General features: G+C 63.9%; 12 protein-coding genes. 9 read left to right on the top strand and 3 right to left on the bottom strand.

The genetic code is table 11. The features are described 5' to 3' along the window. Positions 1 to 2 precede the first annotated feature (2 nt). From H3H51_RS14050 to H3H51_RS14035, 4 genes are all read left to right on the top strand, one after another. Positions 3 to 1142 carry an alginate O-acetyltransferase gene (locus H3H51_RS14050; RefSeq protein ID WP_183089676.1) on the top strand — a complete coding sequence of 380 codons (1140 nt, stop codon included), beginning with the start codon at positions 3 to 5 and terminating at the stop codon, positions 1140 to 1142. Between the two features lie 40 nt (positions 1143 to 1182). After that, entirely contained in the window at positions 1183 to 1818 is a 636-nt protein-coding gene (locus tag H3H51_RS14045; protein WP_183089675.1) for an alginate O-acetyltransferase AlgF, read from the top strand. 9 nt (positions 1819 to 1827) lie between these two features. Next, on the top strand, positions 1828 to 2925 hold the full coding sequence (locus tag H3H51_RS14040) for a mannuronate-specific alginate lyase (protein ID WP_183089674.1): 1098 nt from the start codon (positions 1828 to 1830) through the stop codon (positions 2923 to 2925). 64 nt (positions 2926 to 2989) lie between these two features. Beyond that, complete coding sequence (locus H3H51_RS14035; protein ID WP_183089886.1) at positions 2990 to 4432, top strand: mannose-1-phosphate guanylyltransferase/mannose-6-phosphate isomerase; 1443 nt, start codon at positions 2990 to 2992, stop codon at positions 4430 to 4432. A gap of 49 nt (positions 4433 to 4481) precedes the next feature. Here H3H51_RS14035 and acnA read toward each other — a convergent pair whose 3' ends face one another. Beyond that, positions 4482 to 7169: an aconitate hydratase AcnA gene (gene acnA / locus H3H51_RS14030; RefSeq protein ID WP_183089673.1), complete on the bottom strand. Its 2688-nt coding sequence runs from the start codon at positions 7167 to 7169 to the stop codon at positions 4482 to 4484. 145 nt (positions 7170 to 7314) lie between these two features. Here acnA and rlmM point away from each other — a divergent pair, with 145 nt between their 5' ends. The 3 genes from rlmM to tusA all read left to right on the top strand — a co-directional run bounded on the left by rlmM (position 7315) and on the right by tusA (position 9885). Then, positions 7315 to 8370, top strand: coding sequence for a 23S rRNA (cytidine(2498)-2'-O)-methyltransferase RlmM (gene rlmM / locus H3H51_RS14025; RefSeq protein ID WP_183089672.1), 1056 nt, complete (start codon positions 7315 to 7317; stop codon positions 8368 to 8370). A 111-nt stretch (positions 8371 to 8481) separates the two neighbouring features. Beyond that, the gene (gene lpxO, locus H3H51_RS14020) at positions 8482 to 9381 is read left to right on the top strand and encodes a lipid A hydroxylase LpxO (protein ID WP_183089671.1); all 900 of its coding nucleotides are present in this window, start codon (positions 8482 to 8484) and stop codon (positions 9379 to 9381) included. 264 nt (positions 9382 to 9645) lie between these two features. Then, positions 9646 to 9885 carry a sulfurtransferase TusA gene (tusA, locus tag H3H51_RS14015; protein WP_183089670.1) on the top strand — a complete coding sequence of 80 codons (240 nt, stop codon included), beginning with the start codon at positions 9646 to 9648 and terminating at the stop codon, positions 9883 to 9885. A gap of 108 nt (positions 9886 to 9993) precedes the next feature. Here the strand turns inward: tusA and H3H51_RS14010 are convergent, their stop codons facing one another. After that, positions 9994 to 11394 (bottom strand): MATE family efflux transporter, encoded by a 1401-nt coding sequence (locus tag H3H51_RS14010; protein WP_183089669.1) that lies wholly within the window; start codon positions 11392 to 11394, stop codon positions 9994 to 9996. A 124-nt stretch (positions 11395 to 11518) separates the two neighbouring features. Here H3H51_RS14010 and pdxB point away from each other — a divergent pair, with 124 nt between their 5' ends. Further along, positions 11519 to 12649, top strand: a complete 1131-nt coding sequence (pdxB, locus tag H3H51_RS14005; protein WP_183089668.1) for a 4-phosphoerythronate dehydrogenase PdxB — start codon at positions 11519 to 11521, stop codon at positions 12647 to 12649. Between the two features lie 82 nt (positions 12650 to 12731). On the opposite strand, the gene H3H51_RS14000 is transcribed toward pdxB, so the two are convergent. Further along, positions 12732 to 12908, bottom strand: coding sequence for a PA1571 family protein (locus tag H3H51_RS14000; protein WP_183089667.1), 177 nt, complete (start codon positions 12906 to 12908; stop codon positions 12732 to 12734). A 241-nt stretch (positions 12909 to 13149) separates the two neighbouring features. On the opposite strand from H3H51_RS14000, the gene H3H51_RS13995 reads away from it, so the two are divergent. Then, the gene (locus H3H51_RS13995) at positions 13150 to 14280 is read left to right on the top strand and encodes an ATP-NAD kinase family protein (RefSeq protein WP_183089666.1); all 1131 of its coding nucleotides are present in this window, start codon (positions 13150 to 13152) and stop codon (positions 14278 to 14280) included. Positions 14281 to 14283: the final 3 nt, after the last annotated feature.

Below are 14283 nucleotides of genomic sequence, written 5' to 3'. Positions count from 1 at the left end.
ACATGACACGTAGCCTCAATATCCTTTACAGCCTGGTCTTCATCGGCCTGATGCTGGCCTTGTCGCTGGCGTCGGTACCGGCGCTGCTGAGCTTTTCCACCGCCAGCGAAACGACCGTGCTCAACGGCAAGCTGGCCCATGCCATCGAAAAGCATTACGACAAGAACTTTCCGGTCAAGGAGTTCGGCACCAACGCCTGGGCAGCGCTGGACTACAGCCTGTTCGGCGAGGGGCGCCCGGGTGTGGTGGTCGGCACTGGCGACTGGTTGTTCACCGATGAAGAGTTCAAACCCGCCAGCAATCCCAAGCAGTTGCAGGACAACTGGGCGCTGATCGGTGCGGTGCAGCAGGAATTCAAGCGCCGCAATATCGAGCTGGTACTGGCGCTGCTGCCGGCCAAGGCGCGCCTGTACCCGGAGCAGTTTGGCGAGGACAAGCCGGTTGCCGCCCAGCAAGAGCTGTACGCCCGTGTTCATCAACTGATGCAGGCCCAGCAAGTGGCAGGTCCGGACCTGCTGCCGGCGTTGCAGCAGGCCAAGCGCCAGGAACCGGTGTTCCTGCGCACCGACACCCACTGGACGCCCTATGGCGCCGAGGTGGTGGCGCGCAGCCTGGCCACCTACCTGAGTGCGCAGCCTGGCTGGGCGCCCGGTAGCCAGCAATTTGTGACCGAGACCGCTGCCAGCCAGCCCCACAAGGGCGATCTGCTCAGCTTCCTGCCGCTGGACCCGTACTTCAGCGGGTTGCAGCCACCGGCCGAAACCCTGCAGCCGCGCAGCACCGAAGTTCAGGAAGCCAGTGGCGAAGAGTCGGGCGACCTGTTCGGCAGCGAGCAACCGCAACTGGCCCTGGTTGGCACCAGCTACAGCGCCAACCCCAAGTGGAATTTTGCCGGCGCACTGAAGCAGGCGCTGGGCAGTGACTTGCTCAACTACGCCGAGGACGGCCATGGCCCGCTGGTGCCGATGCTGCGCCTGCTGAGCAAGGGCCAAGCGGAAACCGCCGGGCTGCGCTTCGTGGTGTGGGAGGTGCCGGAGCGCTACCTGATGATGCCCAGCGACCTATCTGGTTTCGACCGCGCCTGGCTTGATCGGCTGCGTGCGAGTGAGCAGCTGGCTGCAACTGATGCCTTAAAAATGTGACGCGGCCATAAGCCCGTCCTGCCCAACTGGAGAGTCAACCATGCCTATCAAACGTTCCCTGATCCTTGGCAGCCTGCTGCTAGGTTTCGTCCTAACCCAAGCCCAGGCTGATGAGGCCGCCTTGTATGGTCCGACAGCACCTCCAGGCTCGGCCTTCATTCGTGGCTACAACGCCGGCAGCGAAAGCCTGGACCTGAGCGTCGGCAGTGTCGTGCTCAACGATATCGCGCCGAAGAACAGCAGCGACTTCTCCTTCCTGCCTGCTGGCAGTTACAGCGTGGCCGCTGGCGCGCAGAGCCTGCCGGTAAAGCTGCAGCAGAACCAGTACTACACCTTGGTCAAACTGCCGGGAGGCACGCTCAGCCTGGTTGATGAGCCGGTGTTCAAGAATCGTCAGAAAGCCCTGGTGCGCCTACAAAACCTTTCGGACAGTCCGTTGACCCTGAGGACCGCCGATGGCAAGACCGAGGTGATCAAGGCGGTGTCCGGCAAATCCAGCGGGGAGCGCGAGATCAACCCGGTCAAGGTGCGTCTGGCGCTGTTTTCCGGTGAGCGCAAGATCAGCGACCTCAGCCCGTTGGTGCTGGAGCGCGGCGAGGTGGCCTGTCTTTACGTAACGGGCTCGGCCGACAAACTTTCCCCGGTCTGGGTCAAGCGCCCGGTCGCGGCCAACTGAGAGGCGAGCATGCGCGTATTGCAGGTAATCGGCTTGGCGGTGTTGCTGGGGCTCGGTCAGGGGTGCTCCTGGGAGCATGACGGCCGCGCTACGCTGGTGCCGCCCGGGGGTTATCTGCTGAGCGCGGCGGAGCCCCAGGGCAAGCCCCGGAGTTGCCCAGCAGTGCCGACGCCCTATACCGGGGAGCTGTATTTCCCGAGCAAGTATTCCGGCTCTGGTGCTGCGCGCGACAAGATCAACAGCGAGGCAGCCGCCCGCTATGCACAACTCACCGACGATGTACGCCTGCTGGAGAACGGCAGCAATCGGCTGGTCGCCCGTTACCTCGAAACAGGCCAGCAGGCTTATGCCGATTGCGTGGTGACCTGGCTGCATAGCTGGGCCGACGCCGATGCGCTGCTCAGCGAGCGTTACAACCACACCGGCAAGTCGGTGCGCAAATGGGCTTTGGGGAGCGTGTCGGGTGCCTACCTGCGCTTGAAATTTTCCCGCTCCCAGCCGCTCAAGAGGCATGCCGACGAGGCTGAACGCATCGAAGAATGGCTGGGTGAGTTGGCCGATCAGGTGGTGGTCGACTGGAACGCCCAGCCGATGGATCGGCGCAACAACCACCAGTACTGGGCGGCCTGGTCGGTGATGGCCACTGCTGTAGTGCTTGATCGACACGACTTGTTCGACTGGTCCGTGGCGCAGTACCGGCACGGTATGCAACAGGTCGACGCTGAGGGTTACTTGCCGCTTGAGCTGTCCCGGCAGACTCGCGCGCTGGCGTACCACAACTACAGCATGGGGCCGTTGCTGATGATCGCCGCTTTCGCCCAGGCCAATGGCCTGGATCTGCGCAAGGAGAATTCCGGAGCCCTGCAGCGCTTGGCGCAGCGCATGGAGTCCGGTTTGCGCGACCCAAAGATATTCCAAGAAAAAACCGGTTACCCGCAGACCCTTGAGGACCTGCAGGAGAAAAACCGTTTTGCCTGGCTGGAGCCTTACTGCGCGCTGTACCCGTGCTCGGAGAGCACGCAAGCGTGGCGGCGTTCCATAGAACCATTGGGCACCTATCGGCTCGGTGGTGATATGACCCAGTTGTTTTCCCGGCACCTGCCTTGAGGTAGTCCTGCCACCGCATGTAGCGGATGGCGGTTTAAACGGATATTGAATGGAGACTGACCCAATGATCCCGGTAATCCTTTCTGGTGGTAGCGGCTCTCGCCTGTGGCCTTTGTCGCGCAAGCTGTATCCCAAGCAGTTCCTGCCATTGACCAGCGACAAGTCGCTGTTCCAGCAGACCCTGCAGCGCCTGTCCTTCGATGGCATGCAAAAGCCCCTGGTGGTGTGCAACCTGGAGCACCGTTTCATCGTCAACGAGCAACTGGCGCAGATCGGTGTCACGCCGCAGTCCATGCTGCTCGAGCCATTCGGCCGCAACACCGCACCGGCCGTGGCCATGGCGGCACTGCACCTGCTGGGCGAGGGGCGCGACGAGCTGATGCTGGTGTTGCCGGCCGACCATGTGATCACCGACGAACTGAACCTGCGCCGCTCCCTGGAGCTGGCGCGCATCGCGGCGGAAGAGGGCGAGATGGTGCTGTTCGGCATCCCTGCGCAGACCCCGGAAACCGGTTTTGGCTACATCAAGGTCGGGCGTAGCGAAGAGGGCGATTCGCTGATCCCTGGCGCGCACCGCGTCATGCAGTTCGTCGAAAAGCCCGATCATGCGCGTGCTGCCGAGTTCGTCCGCAGCGGCTGCTACTTCTGGAACAGCGGCATGTTCCTGTTCCGCGCCAGCCGTTATCTGGACGAGTTGCGCAGCCATGAACCGGACATCTACGACACCTGTGTCCTGGCGCTGGAGCGCAGCAAGGCCGCTGCGGGCGTGGTGGTCATCGATGCTGGCACCTTCGAGTGCTGCCCGGACAACTCCATCGACTACGCGGTGATGGAGAAAACTTCGCGGGCCTGCGTGGTGCCGCTGTCGGCGGGCTGGAACGATGTCGGTTCCTGGTCCTCGTTGTGGGATGTGCACGAGAAAGACAGTGACGGCAACGTGCTCAAGGGCGATGTGGTCACCCACAGCAGCCACAACAGCTTCGTGCATGGCACGTCCAAGCTGGTCACGCTGATTGGCATGGACGATGTAGTGGTGGTGGAAACCAAGGACGCGGTGATGATCGCGCACAAGGATTCGGTACAGGATGTGAAGAAGCTGGTCGGCGTGCTGGATTCCCTCGGCCGTCCGGAGACCCAGAGCCACTGCGCTGTGTACCGGCCGTGGGGCAGCTACGACTCGGTGGACAACGGCACCCGCCACCAGGTCAAGCACATCACCGTCAAACCCGGCGCGCAGCTCTCGCTGCAGATGCACCACCACCGCGCCGAGCACTGGATCGTGGTGTCTGGAACGGCCCAGGTGACCTGCGACGACAAGGTGTTCCTGCTCACCGAAAACCAGTCGACCTATATCCCCATCGCGTCGGTGCACCGCCTGATGAACCCCGGCAAGATCCCCCTGGAGATCATCGAGGTGCAATCCGGCAGCTACCTGGGCGAGGACGATATCGAGCGCCTGGAGGACGTCTACGGACGCACGCCGGTGGTGGCCGTGCTGAGCAACTGAATAAAGCAGGAAAGCCAACCGGCGGCGGGCAAGCCGCCGCCGGTATAGCTCATGCGGCGAGCAACTGGCGCAAGACGTAGTGCAGGATGCCGCCCGCCTTGAAGTACTCCACCTCGTTCTGAGTGTCGATGCGGCACAGCACTTCGACCTGTTCCCGGCTGCCATCGGCGCGGGTAATGGTCAGCGTCAGGTTCATCTGCGGGCGCAGGCTGACGCCGTCGAGGCCGCTGATATCGATGCTTTCCTGGCCGGTCAGGCCCAGCGTCTTGCGGCTCTGCTCCTCGCCGAACTGTAGCGGCAGCACGCCCATTCCCACCAGGTTGGAGCGGTGGATACGCTCGAAACTTTCGGCAATCACCGCCTTGACGCCCAATAGATTGGTGCCCTTGGCTGCCCAGTCGCGGGATGAGCCGGTGCCGTACTCCTTGCCGGCGAAAATCACCAGGGGCGTGCCTTCGCTCTGGTAGCGCATGGCCGCGTCATAGATCGCCAGCTTCTCGCCCGTCGGGATGTGCAGGGTATTGCCGCCTTCCTCGCCGCCCAGCATCTCGTTGCGGATGCGGATGTTGGCGAAGGTGCCGCGCATCATCACTTCATGGTTGCCCCGGCGCGAGCCGTAGGAGTTGAAGTCCTGGTAATCCACCCCGTGTTCGCTGAGGTAGCGCCCGGCGGGGCTGTCTTTCTTGATGTTGCCGGCGGGGGAAATGTGGTCGGTGGTCACCGAGTCGCCGAGCAGGGCGAGGATGCGCGTGCCGTGGATGTCGCCGATGTGTGGTGGGGCATCGGCAATGCCTTCGAAAAACGGCGGGTGGCGGATATAGGTGGAGTCGGGCTGCCATATATAGGTGGCAGCCTGCGGCACCTCGATGGCTTGCCACTGCGCGTCGCCACTGAACACTTCGGCGTATTCCTTGCGAAACATGGCCGTGTCCACCTTGGCGATGGCCTGGCTGATTTCCTCCTGGCTCGGCCAGATGTCACGCAGGTACACCGGTTGGCCGTCCTTGCCGGTGCCCAGGGGCTCGCGGCTGATATCGATGCGCACGTTACCGGCCAGGGCATACGCCACTACCAGCGGCGGCGATGCCAGCCAGTTGGCCTTGACCAAGGGATGCACGCGGCCCTCGAAGTTGCGGTTGCCGGACAGCACGGCGGAAACGGTGAGGTCGGCCTTCTGGATGGCCTGCTCGATGGGTTCGAGCAGCGGCCCCGAGTTGCCGATGCAAGTGGTGCAGCCATAGCCGACCAGGTCGAAGCCCAGTTCATCCAGGTAGCGGGTCAGGCCGGCTGCGGCGAAGTATTCGGTGACCACTTTGGAGCCGGGGGCCAGCGAGCTCTTTACCCAGGGTTTGCGCTGCAGGCCTTTCTCCACGGCCTTCTTCGCCAGCAGGCCGGCGGCCATCATCACGCTGGGGTTGGAGGTGTTGGTGCAGGAGGTAATGGCGGCGATCACCACGGCGCCGTCCTGCAGTTGGTAACGCTGGCCATCCTGCTCGACCAGGCCGTTGCCGACCTTGTCACCGTCGGCTGGCTTGAGCTGCAGCCCCAGCAGTTCGTCGAAGGCTTTGCTCACCTGCGGCAGCGCCACTCGGTCCTGCGGGCGCCGTGGCCCGGCCAGGCTGGCTTCGACGCTGTCCATGTCCAGCTCCAGGCTGTCGCTGAACAGCGGTTCGTGGCCGGGTTCGCGCCACAGGCCCTGGGCTTTGCTGTAGGCCTCGACCAGTTTTACCGTGGCCTCCGGGCGGCCGGACAGGCGCAGGTAGCCGAGGGTGATCGCATCCACCGGGAAGAATCCGCAGGTGGCGCCGTACTCCGGGGCCATGTTGGCGATAGTCGCGCGGTCGGCGAGGGGCAGGTCGGCCAGGCCATCGCCGTAGAATTCGACGAACTTGCCGACCACGCCTTTCTTGCGCAGCATCTGCGTCACCGTCAGCACCAGGTCGGTGGCGGTAATGCCGGGCTTGAGCTTGCCGCTGAGCTTGAAGCCGATCACCTCGGGAATCAGCATCGACACCGGCTGACCGAGCATCGCCGCTTCGGCCTCGATGCCACCGACACCCCAGCCGAGCACGCCAAGGCCGTTGACCATGGTGGTGTGCGAGTCGGTGCCGACCAGGGTGTCGGGGAAGGCGAAGGTCTGGCCGTCTTCCTCTTTGGTCCACACGGTGCGCGCCAGGTATTCCAGGTTGACCTGGTGGCAGATGCCGGTGCCCGGCGGTACCACGGCGAAGTTGTCGAAGGCACTCTGGCCCCAGCGCAGGAAGGCGTAACGTTCGCCGTTGCGCTGCATCTCGATGTCGACGTTTTCGCTGAAGGCAGCGGATGAGGCGTATTTGTCGACCATCACCGAGTGATCGATGACCAGATCCACCGGTGACAGCGGGTTGATCTTCTGCGGGTCGCCACCGGCCTTGGCCATGGCTGCGCGCATGGCGGCCAGGTCGACCACCGCCGGCACGCCGGTGAAGTCCTGCATCAATACGCGCGCGGGACGGTACTGGATTTCATGGTCGGAGCGGCGCTGTTGCTGCCAGTCGATCATGGCCTTGATGTCGTAGGCACTGACGGTGGCGTTGTCCTCGAAGCGCAGCAGGTTTTCCAGCAGCACTTTCAGCGACATCGGTAGCCGATCAAGGTCGCCCAGGCTGCTGGCGGCGGCTTCGAGGCTGAAGTACTGGTAGGTCTTGCCGTCGATTTCCAGGCTGCGCTGGCAATTCAGGCTATCTAGAGAGGGCATCTTGTATCTCCTGCACGGTCAGGTCCCGCGGCGGCGGAACTAGTGAAACTAGTCCGCCCGGTCAGCTCCTGCCAGTCTGGCGGGTATGGCGGACGCGCTGTAGCGGGTCGACTCGGCTATCATGCGCCGCTTGAGGAGAACTGCGATGAATACCCTGCTATTGCACTGCCGCCCGGGCTTCGAAGGTGAAGTCTGTTCCGAGATCAGCGAACACGCCGCGCGCCTGGAGGTGGCCGGCTATGCCAAGGGCAAGGCCAGCAGCGCCCATGCCGAGTTCGTCTGCAGCGAGGCTGATGGTGCTGAGAGGCTGATGCGTGGCCTGCGGTTCAATAAATTGATCTTCCCGCGGCAGTGGGCGCGCGGCAGCTACGTGCAATTGCCGGAAACCGACCGCATCAGCGTGCTGCTGGCCAGCCTCGCTGCATACCCGGTGTGCGGCAGTCTGTGGCTGGAAGTCTTCGATACCAACGACGGCAAGGAGCTGTCGAACTTCTGCAAGAAGTTCGAGGCACCGCTGCGCAAGGCGCTGAGCGCGGCCGGCAAGCTGGTCGACGACCCGCACAAGCCGCGCCTGCTGCTGACCTTCAAGAGCGGCCGCGAAGTGTTCCTCGGCATCGCCGAGGCGGACAACCAGGCCTTGTGGCCGATGGGCATTCCACGGCTGAAGTTCCCCCGTGAGGCGCCGAGCCGCTCCACCCTGAAGCTGGAGGAGGCCTGGCACACCTTCATCCCGCGCGAGCAGTGGGATGAACGGTTGTCGGACGAGATGACCGGCGTTGACCTCGGTGCATCGCCCGGCGGCTGGACCTATCAACTGGTCAAGCGTGGCATGCTGGTCACTGCAATCGACAACGGCCCGATGGCGGAAAGCCTGATGGACACCGGGCTGGTGCAGCACCTGATGGTCGATGGCTTCACCTGGAAACCCAAGCAGCCGGTGGACTGGATGGTCTGCGATATCGTCGAGAAGCCGGCGCGCAACGCCGCGCTGCTGGAAACCTGGATCGGCGAAGGCCTGTGTCGCGAGGCAGTGGTCAACCTCAAGCTGCCGATGAAACAGCGCTATGCCGAGGTCTGCCGTCTGTTGTTGCGCCTGGAAGAGGCTTTTGCCGAGCGCAAGATCAAGGTATCGATTGCCTGCAAGCAGCTCTATCACGACCGCGAGGAAGTCACCTGCCACCTGCGCCGCCTGGGGCGTTGACGGGTTTTTGGTGCGGGGCAGGAGCCATTTTTCGGGGCTTTGAGTGATATCGGCTTGACGTTATAGTGGCGCGATTATTTCCGGCTTGATGCAATTCCGAGGAAGAACCTCTTGAAAATCGCTCTGTTGCTGCTGTTCTTCGCCAGTGTGGCGCATGTCCATTTTCGTGGACGTGTACGGCACAAGATCGGCCGCCAGTTGAAGGAGCACTCGACCTTCCTCGCTCCGATCAACTCGATTTTGTACCTGACCTCCAAGCTGCCCGGCACGCCGTTTCACAAGCCGGAGGTGTTCCCCGAGCTGAAGGTGATCGAGGACAACTGGGAAGTGATCCGCTCCGAAGGGCTGCACCTGTGGGAGCTGGGTCGGATCAAGAAGGCCGACGGGCACAACGACGCCGGTTTCAACTCGTTCTTCAAGACTGGCTGGAAGCGCTTTTACCTGAAGTGGTACGGCGACAGCCATCCCTCGGCCGAAACCCTGTGCCCGCGCACGACCGAACTGGTGCGCAGCATTCCGCAGATCAAGGCCGCCATGTTCGCCGAGCTGCCGCCCGGTGCGCGTCTGGTGCGCCACCGCGACCCTTACGCCGGCTCGATGCGTTATCACCTGGGCCTGGTGACGCCGAATTCGCCGGACTGCTTCATCGAAGTGGATGGCGAACGCTATTTCTGGCGCGACGGTGAGGGTGTGGTATTCGACGAAACCTTTATCCACTACGCCGAGAACACCACCGACAAGGATCGCCTGATCCTGTTCTGCGACATCGAGCGGCCGCTCAAGTACCGCTGGGCCGAGGCGCTCAATCGCTGGTTCAGCCGCAAGGTCATGGCCGCAGCCAGTTCGCCCAACGATGAGCAGGACGCCACCGGTGGCATCAACCGCGCGTTCCACTACCTGTACAAGGTCCGCCTGCGTGCCAAGGCCCTGAAAAAACGCAGCCGCACGGCCTATTACGGCTTGCAGTGGCTGTTGCTGGCGCTAATCGTGGCATTGATCATCTGGATCTAAGAACCTGTTTACGATTTTCTGAATTAGCGCCAGACAAGGCAAAAACAGCCGAGGAAGCGCAGTTTACGAGCTGTAAATGAGCATGACTCGTTTCACTCGCCCTTCGGGTCGCGCTGAAGCGCGTTAGCCGCAAGCGGCTTGCCGAGGCTGTTTTTAACGCAGGCTGGCCGACAGTCAGGGAATCGTAAACAGATTCTGAAGCGCTCCAGGTGACCACAGGCCAGGCTTTGCGCGACAATACCTGGCCGTTTCTGGAGCCTGACGATGTCCCTGCAACCCGATGCCATTCTTGATGCCAGTGGCCTGAACTGCCCCGAGCCGGTGATGATGCTGCACAACAAGGTGCGCGATCTGCCGGCCGGCGGCCTGCTCAAGGTGATTGCCACCGACCCCTCGACCCGCCGCGATATCCCCAAGTTCTGCATGTTTCTCGACCATGAGCTAGTCGAGCAGAGCGAAGAAGGTGGGACCTACCTGTACTGGATTCGCAAGAAGCTTGCCTGAGCCTCTTTGCTGCTTTTCGTAGGAGCAAGCTCTACTCGCGATCCTGCAAGCGCGAAAGCTTCGCGAGCAGAGCTCGCTCCTACGGCCAGGCCTCCGTACTTGGTCGCGTTACGCCGACACCGCACCCTTGCTGACGTAAGCCGCAGCGCGGATACGCCGACGCGCACTGCGCGCCAGGCGCACGCCGAGCATCAGGGCGGCGCAGGTCAGGCCCACCACCAGGCCTTGCCACAAGCCGCTGGGCCCGGAAGGTTCGCCGAACCAGTCTGCCAGCCCCAGGCTGTAGCCCACCGGCAAACCGATGCCCCAATAGGCGAACAGGGTGATCAGCATGGTCGCGCGGGTGTCCTGATAACCGCGTAGCGCGCCGGCAGCCGTGACCTGCACGGCATCGGAGAACTGAAACAGCGCCGAGTACACCAGCAGAGTGGCGGCCACGGTGATCACCGTCGGGTCGGGGCTGTAGATCATCGCGATCGGTTCACGCAGCAGCAGTACCAGGCCGGCGGACAGGCAGGCATAAGCCAGCGCGCTGCCCATGCCGATGCCGGCGGCGAAGCGCGCTTCCCGGGGTTCGCCACGGCCCAGGGCCTGGCCCACGCGCACGGTCACCGCCATCGCCAGGGAGTAGGGGATCATGAAGATCATCGAGCTGAAGTTCAGGGCGATCTGGTGCCCGGCCACCACCGTGGCGCCGAGGCCGCCGATCAGCAGGGCGATCACCGAGAAGATGCTGGATTCGGCGAACACCGCCACGCCAATCGGTACGCCAACACTGAGCAGGCGGCGAATCACCGCCCATTGCGGCCACTCGAAGTGGTTGAACAGCTGGCTTGGCCGGTAGTACCGCGCGCTATTCACCCACCACAGCATGCCCAGCAACATGCACCACATCACCGCGCCGCTGGCCCAGCCGCAACCGGCGCCGCCCATGGCCGGGAAGCCCAGGTGGCCGTAGATCAGTACATAGTTGAGCGGGATGTTCAGCAGCAGGCCGCCGATGCCGAGCATCATGCTCGGCCGGGTATGCCCGAGGCCGTCGCTGAAGCAGCGCAGCACGTGGTACAGCGCCACAGCCGGGAAGCCGCAGGCGATACCGCGCAGGTAGCCCATCGACAGTTCGACCAGCGACGGCTCGACCTGCATCAAGCGCAACACCGGTTCGGCATTCCACAGCAGTGCCGCACAGGCAAAGCCCACGGCGAGGGCCAACCACAGCGCCTGGCGCACCAGCGGGCCGATCTGTTCCTGCTGACCGGCGCCGAAACGCTGCGCCACTTTTGGCGTGGTGGCCAGCAGGATGCCGTTCATCAGCAGGAATACCGGCACCCACAGCGAGTTGCCCAGGGCCACGGCCGCCAGGTCATGGGGACTGACGCGCCCGGCCATCACGGTGTCGACGAAGCCCATGGCGGTGTAGGCCAGTTGGGCAATGATGATCGGCGTGGCCAATGCCAGCAGGGCACGCAGTTCGGTGCGGATGCGGACAAGGCGGGAGAGGGCGGGCATGGGGAAATCCGGCGGGTGCAGCGCAAGGCGGCACAGTCTAGCCCTGTCCGCTTGGTCAGAAAAGCGCGGCTTACCGCGCGCGCCGCTCTGCGCCTAGAATGGCGCCTCGTGATTGGAGTAACCCATGCAGATAGTTGCCGACGAAAACATCCCGCTGCTCGACGAATTCTTTGCCGGTTTTGGCCCGGTCAGCCGCTATCCGGGCCGCAGCATTGACCGCGCTGCCGTTGGAGATGCCGAAGTGCTGCTGGTGCGCTCGGTGACCCGTGTCGACCGGGCGTTGCTGGCGGGCAGCCAGGTACGCTTTGTCGGCACCTGTACCATCGGCACCGATCACCTCGACCTCGACTACTTCAAGGAAGCCGGCATCGCCTGGTCCAGTGCGCCCGGCTGCAATGCCCGTGGCGTGGTGGATTACGTGCTGGGTTGCCTGCTGTCGCTGGCCGAGAAAACCGGCAAGCCGCTGGCCGAGCGCCGCTATGGCGTGGTCGGCGCGGGTCAGGTCGGCGCACGTCTGGTCCAGGTGTTGCGTGGGCTGGGCTGGCAGGTGCTGGTCTGTGACCCACCACGGCAGGTGTTGGAAGGTGGTGATTTCGTCGATCTGCCGACCATCCTGCGCGAGTGCGATGTAATCAGCCTGCACACCCCGCTGGATGACGACACGCGCCATCTGCTCGGTGCTGCCGAACTGGCCCAGTTGAGTGCGGGCAGTTGGCTGATCAACGCCAGCCGCGGGGCGGTGGTGGATAACCAGGCGCTGCTGGCTCATCTGCGCGGTGGTGCCGAGCTGCAGGTGGCGCTGGATGTCTGGGAAGGTGAGCCGCTGGCCAGTCGCGATCTGGCCCAGCTGTGCCATATCGCCACGCCGCACATCGCCGGTTACAGCCTGGACGGCAAATTGCGCGGCACCGCGCAGATCTACCAGGCCTTCTGCGCCGCCAGCGACCTGGTGGAGCAGGTGCAACTGGCCGATCTGCTGCCGCCGGCCTGGTTGGGCAGCATCGATCTGCAGTCCGCGACTAACCCCGACTGGGCCTTGGCCATGCTCTGCCGCGCGGTGTATGACCCGAGGCGCGACGATGCCGATTTCCGCCGCACGCTGTTGGGTGATGAAGCCCAGCGCCGCGCCGCCTTCGATGCGCTGCGCAAGCATTACCCGCCGCGCCGCGAGATCGACGGGCTGCACGTGCGAATACAAGGCGATGCGCCGGAGTTGGCCAAGCGCGTGCGCGCCCTAGGCAGCACGCTGCTCTGAGCGCGCGGGCGGTCAGGAAGCAAGAAACGGCAACGACCCCTTGCCGTGATCGGCGACGGAGTCGTTGCCGGAGGCCGACACGTCAGCCGCGCTTGGCTGTTTGCGGGTAGTACTTTTCCAGCTCACGGCAGGCTTGCTGGACCATCAGCTCGGTGATCGGCACTTCGCGGCCTTGGGCATCGATGATGGCGCCGCCAACGCTCTGCTGTTGGTTCTGGCGAGCGGAGCGTGGGCTGGAGCGGTTGTCGTTCAGGTGCATGGTCTGTCTCCTCATCCGTTGATGCGCGCAGTCTAGGGCGGTCAGATGAACGCGCGGTGACAGTAAAAAGCGCCAAGCGAGGCGCTAAAGCAGGGCGTACAACAGGCCCTGCACTGATCATCCTGGGGTGGTTGACCCTCTGGCTGGCGCCGAGGTTCGAACTGATTCAGGACTTGTAGTCGTCACGAGCAGGCTTGGGCACAATTCGCCCTCGACCCGTCGTCTACCTATCGGAGAGTGAATGAGCTTGTTCCACCTGGGGCTGATCATCAACCCGCTGGCCGGCCTTGGCGGACCAGCGGCGCTCAAGGGCAGTGATGGCGTCGCCGCCGAGGCATTGGCCCTGGGCGCCACGCCACGCGCCGCCGAGCGTACGCGCATCGCCCTGGAGTGCTTGCGCCCGGTGGCTTCGCGCCTGCAGTTCCTCACCTTTGCCGGGCCGATGGGCGCTGACTTGCTGGCCGAGCTGGGCTACGCCCACCGCGTAGTGGGCAGCGCCGGTGACGGCCCGACCTGTGCCGAGCACACCCGGCAGGCGGTGCAATTGCTGCAGGAAGCCGGTTGCGCGCTGATCCTGTTTGCCGGCGGCGATGGCACCGCGCGCGATGTCTGCAGCGCGGCGCGCGAAGATCAGCCGGTGCTGGGCATTCCGGCCGGGGTGAAGATCCACTCCGGGGTCTATGCCATCAGCCCGCGTGCGGCCGGTGAAATGGCCCGGCGCCTGGTGGAGGGCGGCCTGGTGCGCCTGGCCAGCGGCGAGGTGCGTGATATCGACGAAGCCGCGCTGCGCGAGGGCAAGGTCAGTGCACGCTGGTACGGTGAGCTGTGCGTGCCGGTTGAAGGCGAGTTCATGCAGCATGTGAAGCAGGCCGGCATGGAGTCCGAGGAACTGGTACTGGTCGATCTCGCTGACTGGCTGCAGGAAAGCTGGGAGGACGGGGTGCGCTACGTGTTCGGCCCCGGCTCCACGCTGCACGGCCTGGCTGCCAACCTGGGTCTGGAGACCACGCTGCTGGGCGTCGATGTGATCGAGAACGGCGTGGTGATCGCCCGCGACGTCACCGAAGCGCAGCTGTTCGAGTTGGTTGACCGCCAGCCGACGCGGTTGCTGGTCACGGCCATTGGTGGCCAGGGCCATATCATCGGTCGCGGCAACCAGCAGATCAGCCCGCGTGTACTGCGCGCCATTGGCCTGGAGCACCTGCGGGTAGTGGCGACCAAGCGTAAGCTGGCGACACTTGAAGGTCGTCCGCTGCTGGTGGACAGCGGTGATCCGGCGCTGGATGAGAGCTTTCCGGATGCGTTGCGCGTGTGGGCGGGCTACAAGGAAGAACTGCTGTATCCGCTGGGCTGGGGTGGGCAGAACACATAATCG

The organism is Aquipseudomonas ullengensis, assembly GCF_014174475.1.
Classification (GTDB): Bacteria; Pseudomonadota; Gammaproteobacteria; order Pseudomonadales; family Pseudomonadaceae; genus Aquipseudomonas; species Aquipseudomonas ullengensis.
The sequence above is the reverse complement of the archived record's forward strand: the minus strand, read 5'-3'. Positions and strand labels throughout refer to the sequence as shown.

What these genes read in the sequence shown, in the direction of transcription:
- H3H51_RS14050 (WP_183089676.1), top strand. Translation starts at nt 3, where the DNA reads ATGACACGTAGCCTCAATATCCTTTACAGCCTGGTCTTCATCGGCCTG.
- H3H51_RS14045 (WP_183089675.1), top strand. Translation starts at nt 1,183, where the DNA reads ATGCCTATCAAACGTTCCCTGATCCTTGGCAGCCTGCTGCTAGGTTTC.
- H3H51_RS14040 (WP_183089674.1), top strand. Translation starts at nt 1,828, where the DNA reads ATGCGCGTATTGCAGGTAATCGGCTTGGCGGTGTTGCTGGGGCTCGGT.
- H3H51_RS14035 (WP_183089886.1), top strand. Translation starts at nt 2,990, where the DNA reads ATGATCCCGGTAATCCTTTCTGGTGGTAGCGGCTCTCGCCTGTGGCCT.
- acnA (WP_183089673.1), bottom strand. Translation starts at nt 7,169, where the DNA reads ATGCCCTCTCTAGATAGCCTGAATTGCCAGCGCAGCCTGGAAATCGAC.
- rlmM (WP_183089672.1), top strand. Translation starts at nt 7,315, where the DNA reads ATGAATACCCTGCTATTGCACTGCCGCCCGGGCTTCGAAGGTGAAGTC.
- tusA (WP_183089670.1), top strand. Translation starts at nt 9,646, where the DNA reads ATGTCCCTGCAACCCGATGCCATTCTTGATGCCAGTGGCCTGAACTGC.
- H3H51_RS14010 (WP_183089669.1), bottom strand. Translation starts at nt 11,394, where the DNA reads ATGCCCGCCCTCTCCCGCCTTGTCCGCATCCGCACCGAACTGCGTGCC.
- pdxB (WP_183089668.1), top strand. Translation starts at nt 11,519, where the DNA reads ATGCAGATAGTTGCCGACGAAAACATCCCGCTGCTCGACGAATTCTTT.
- H3H51_RS14000 (WP_183089667.1), bottom strand. Translation starts at nt 12,908, where the DNA reads ATGCACCTGAACGACAACCGCTCCAGCCCACGCTCCGCTCGCCAGAAC.
- H3H51_RS13995 (WP_183089666.1), top strand. Translation starts at nt 13,150, where the DNA reads ATGAGCTTGTTCCACCTGGGGCTGATCATCAACCCGCTGGCCGGCCTT.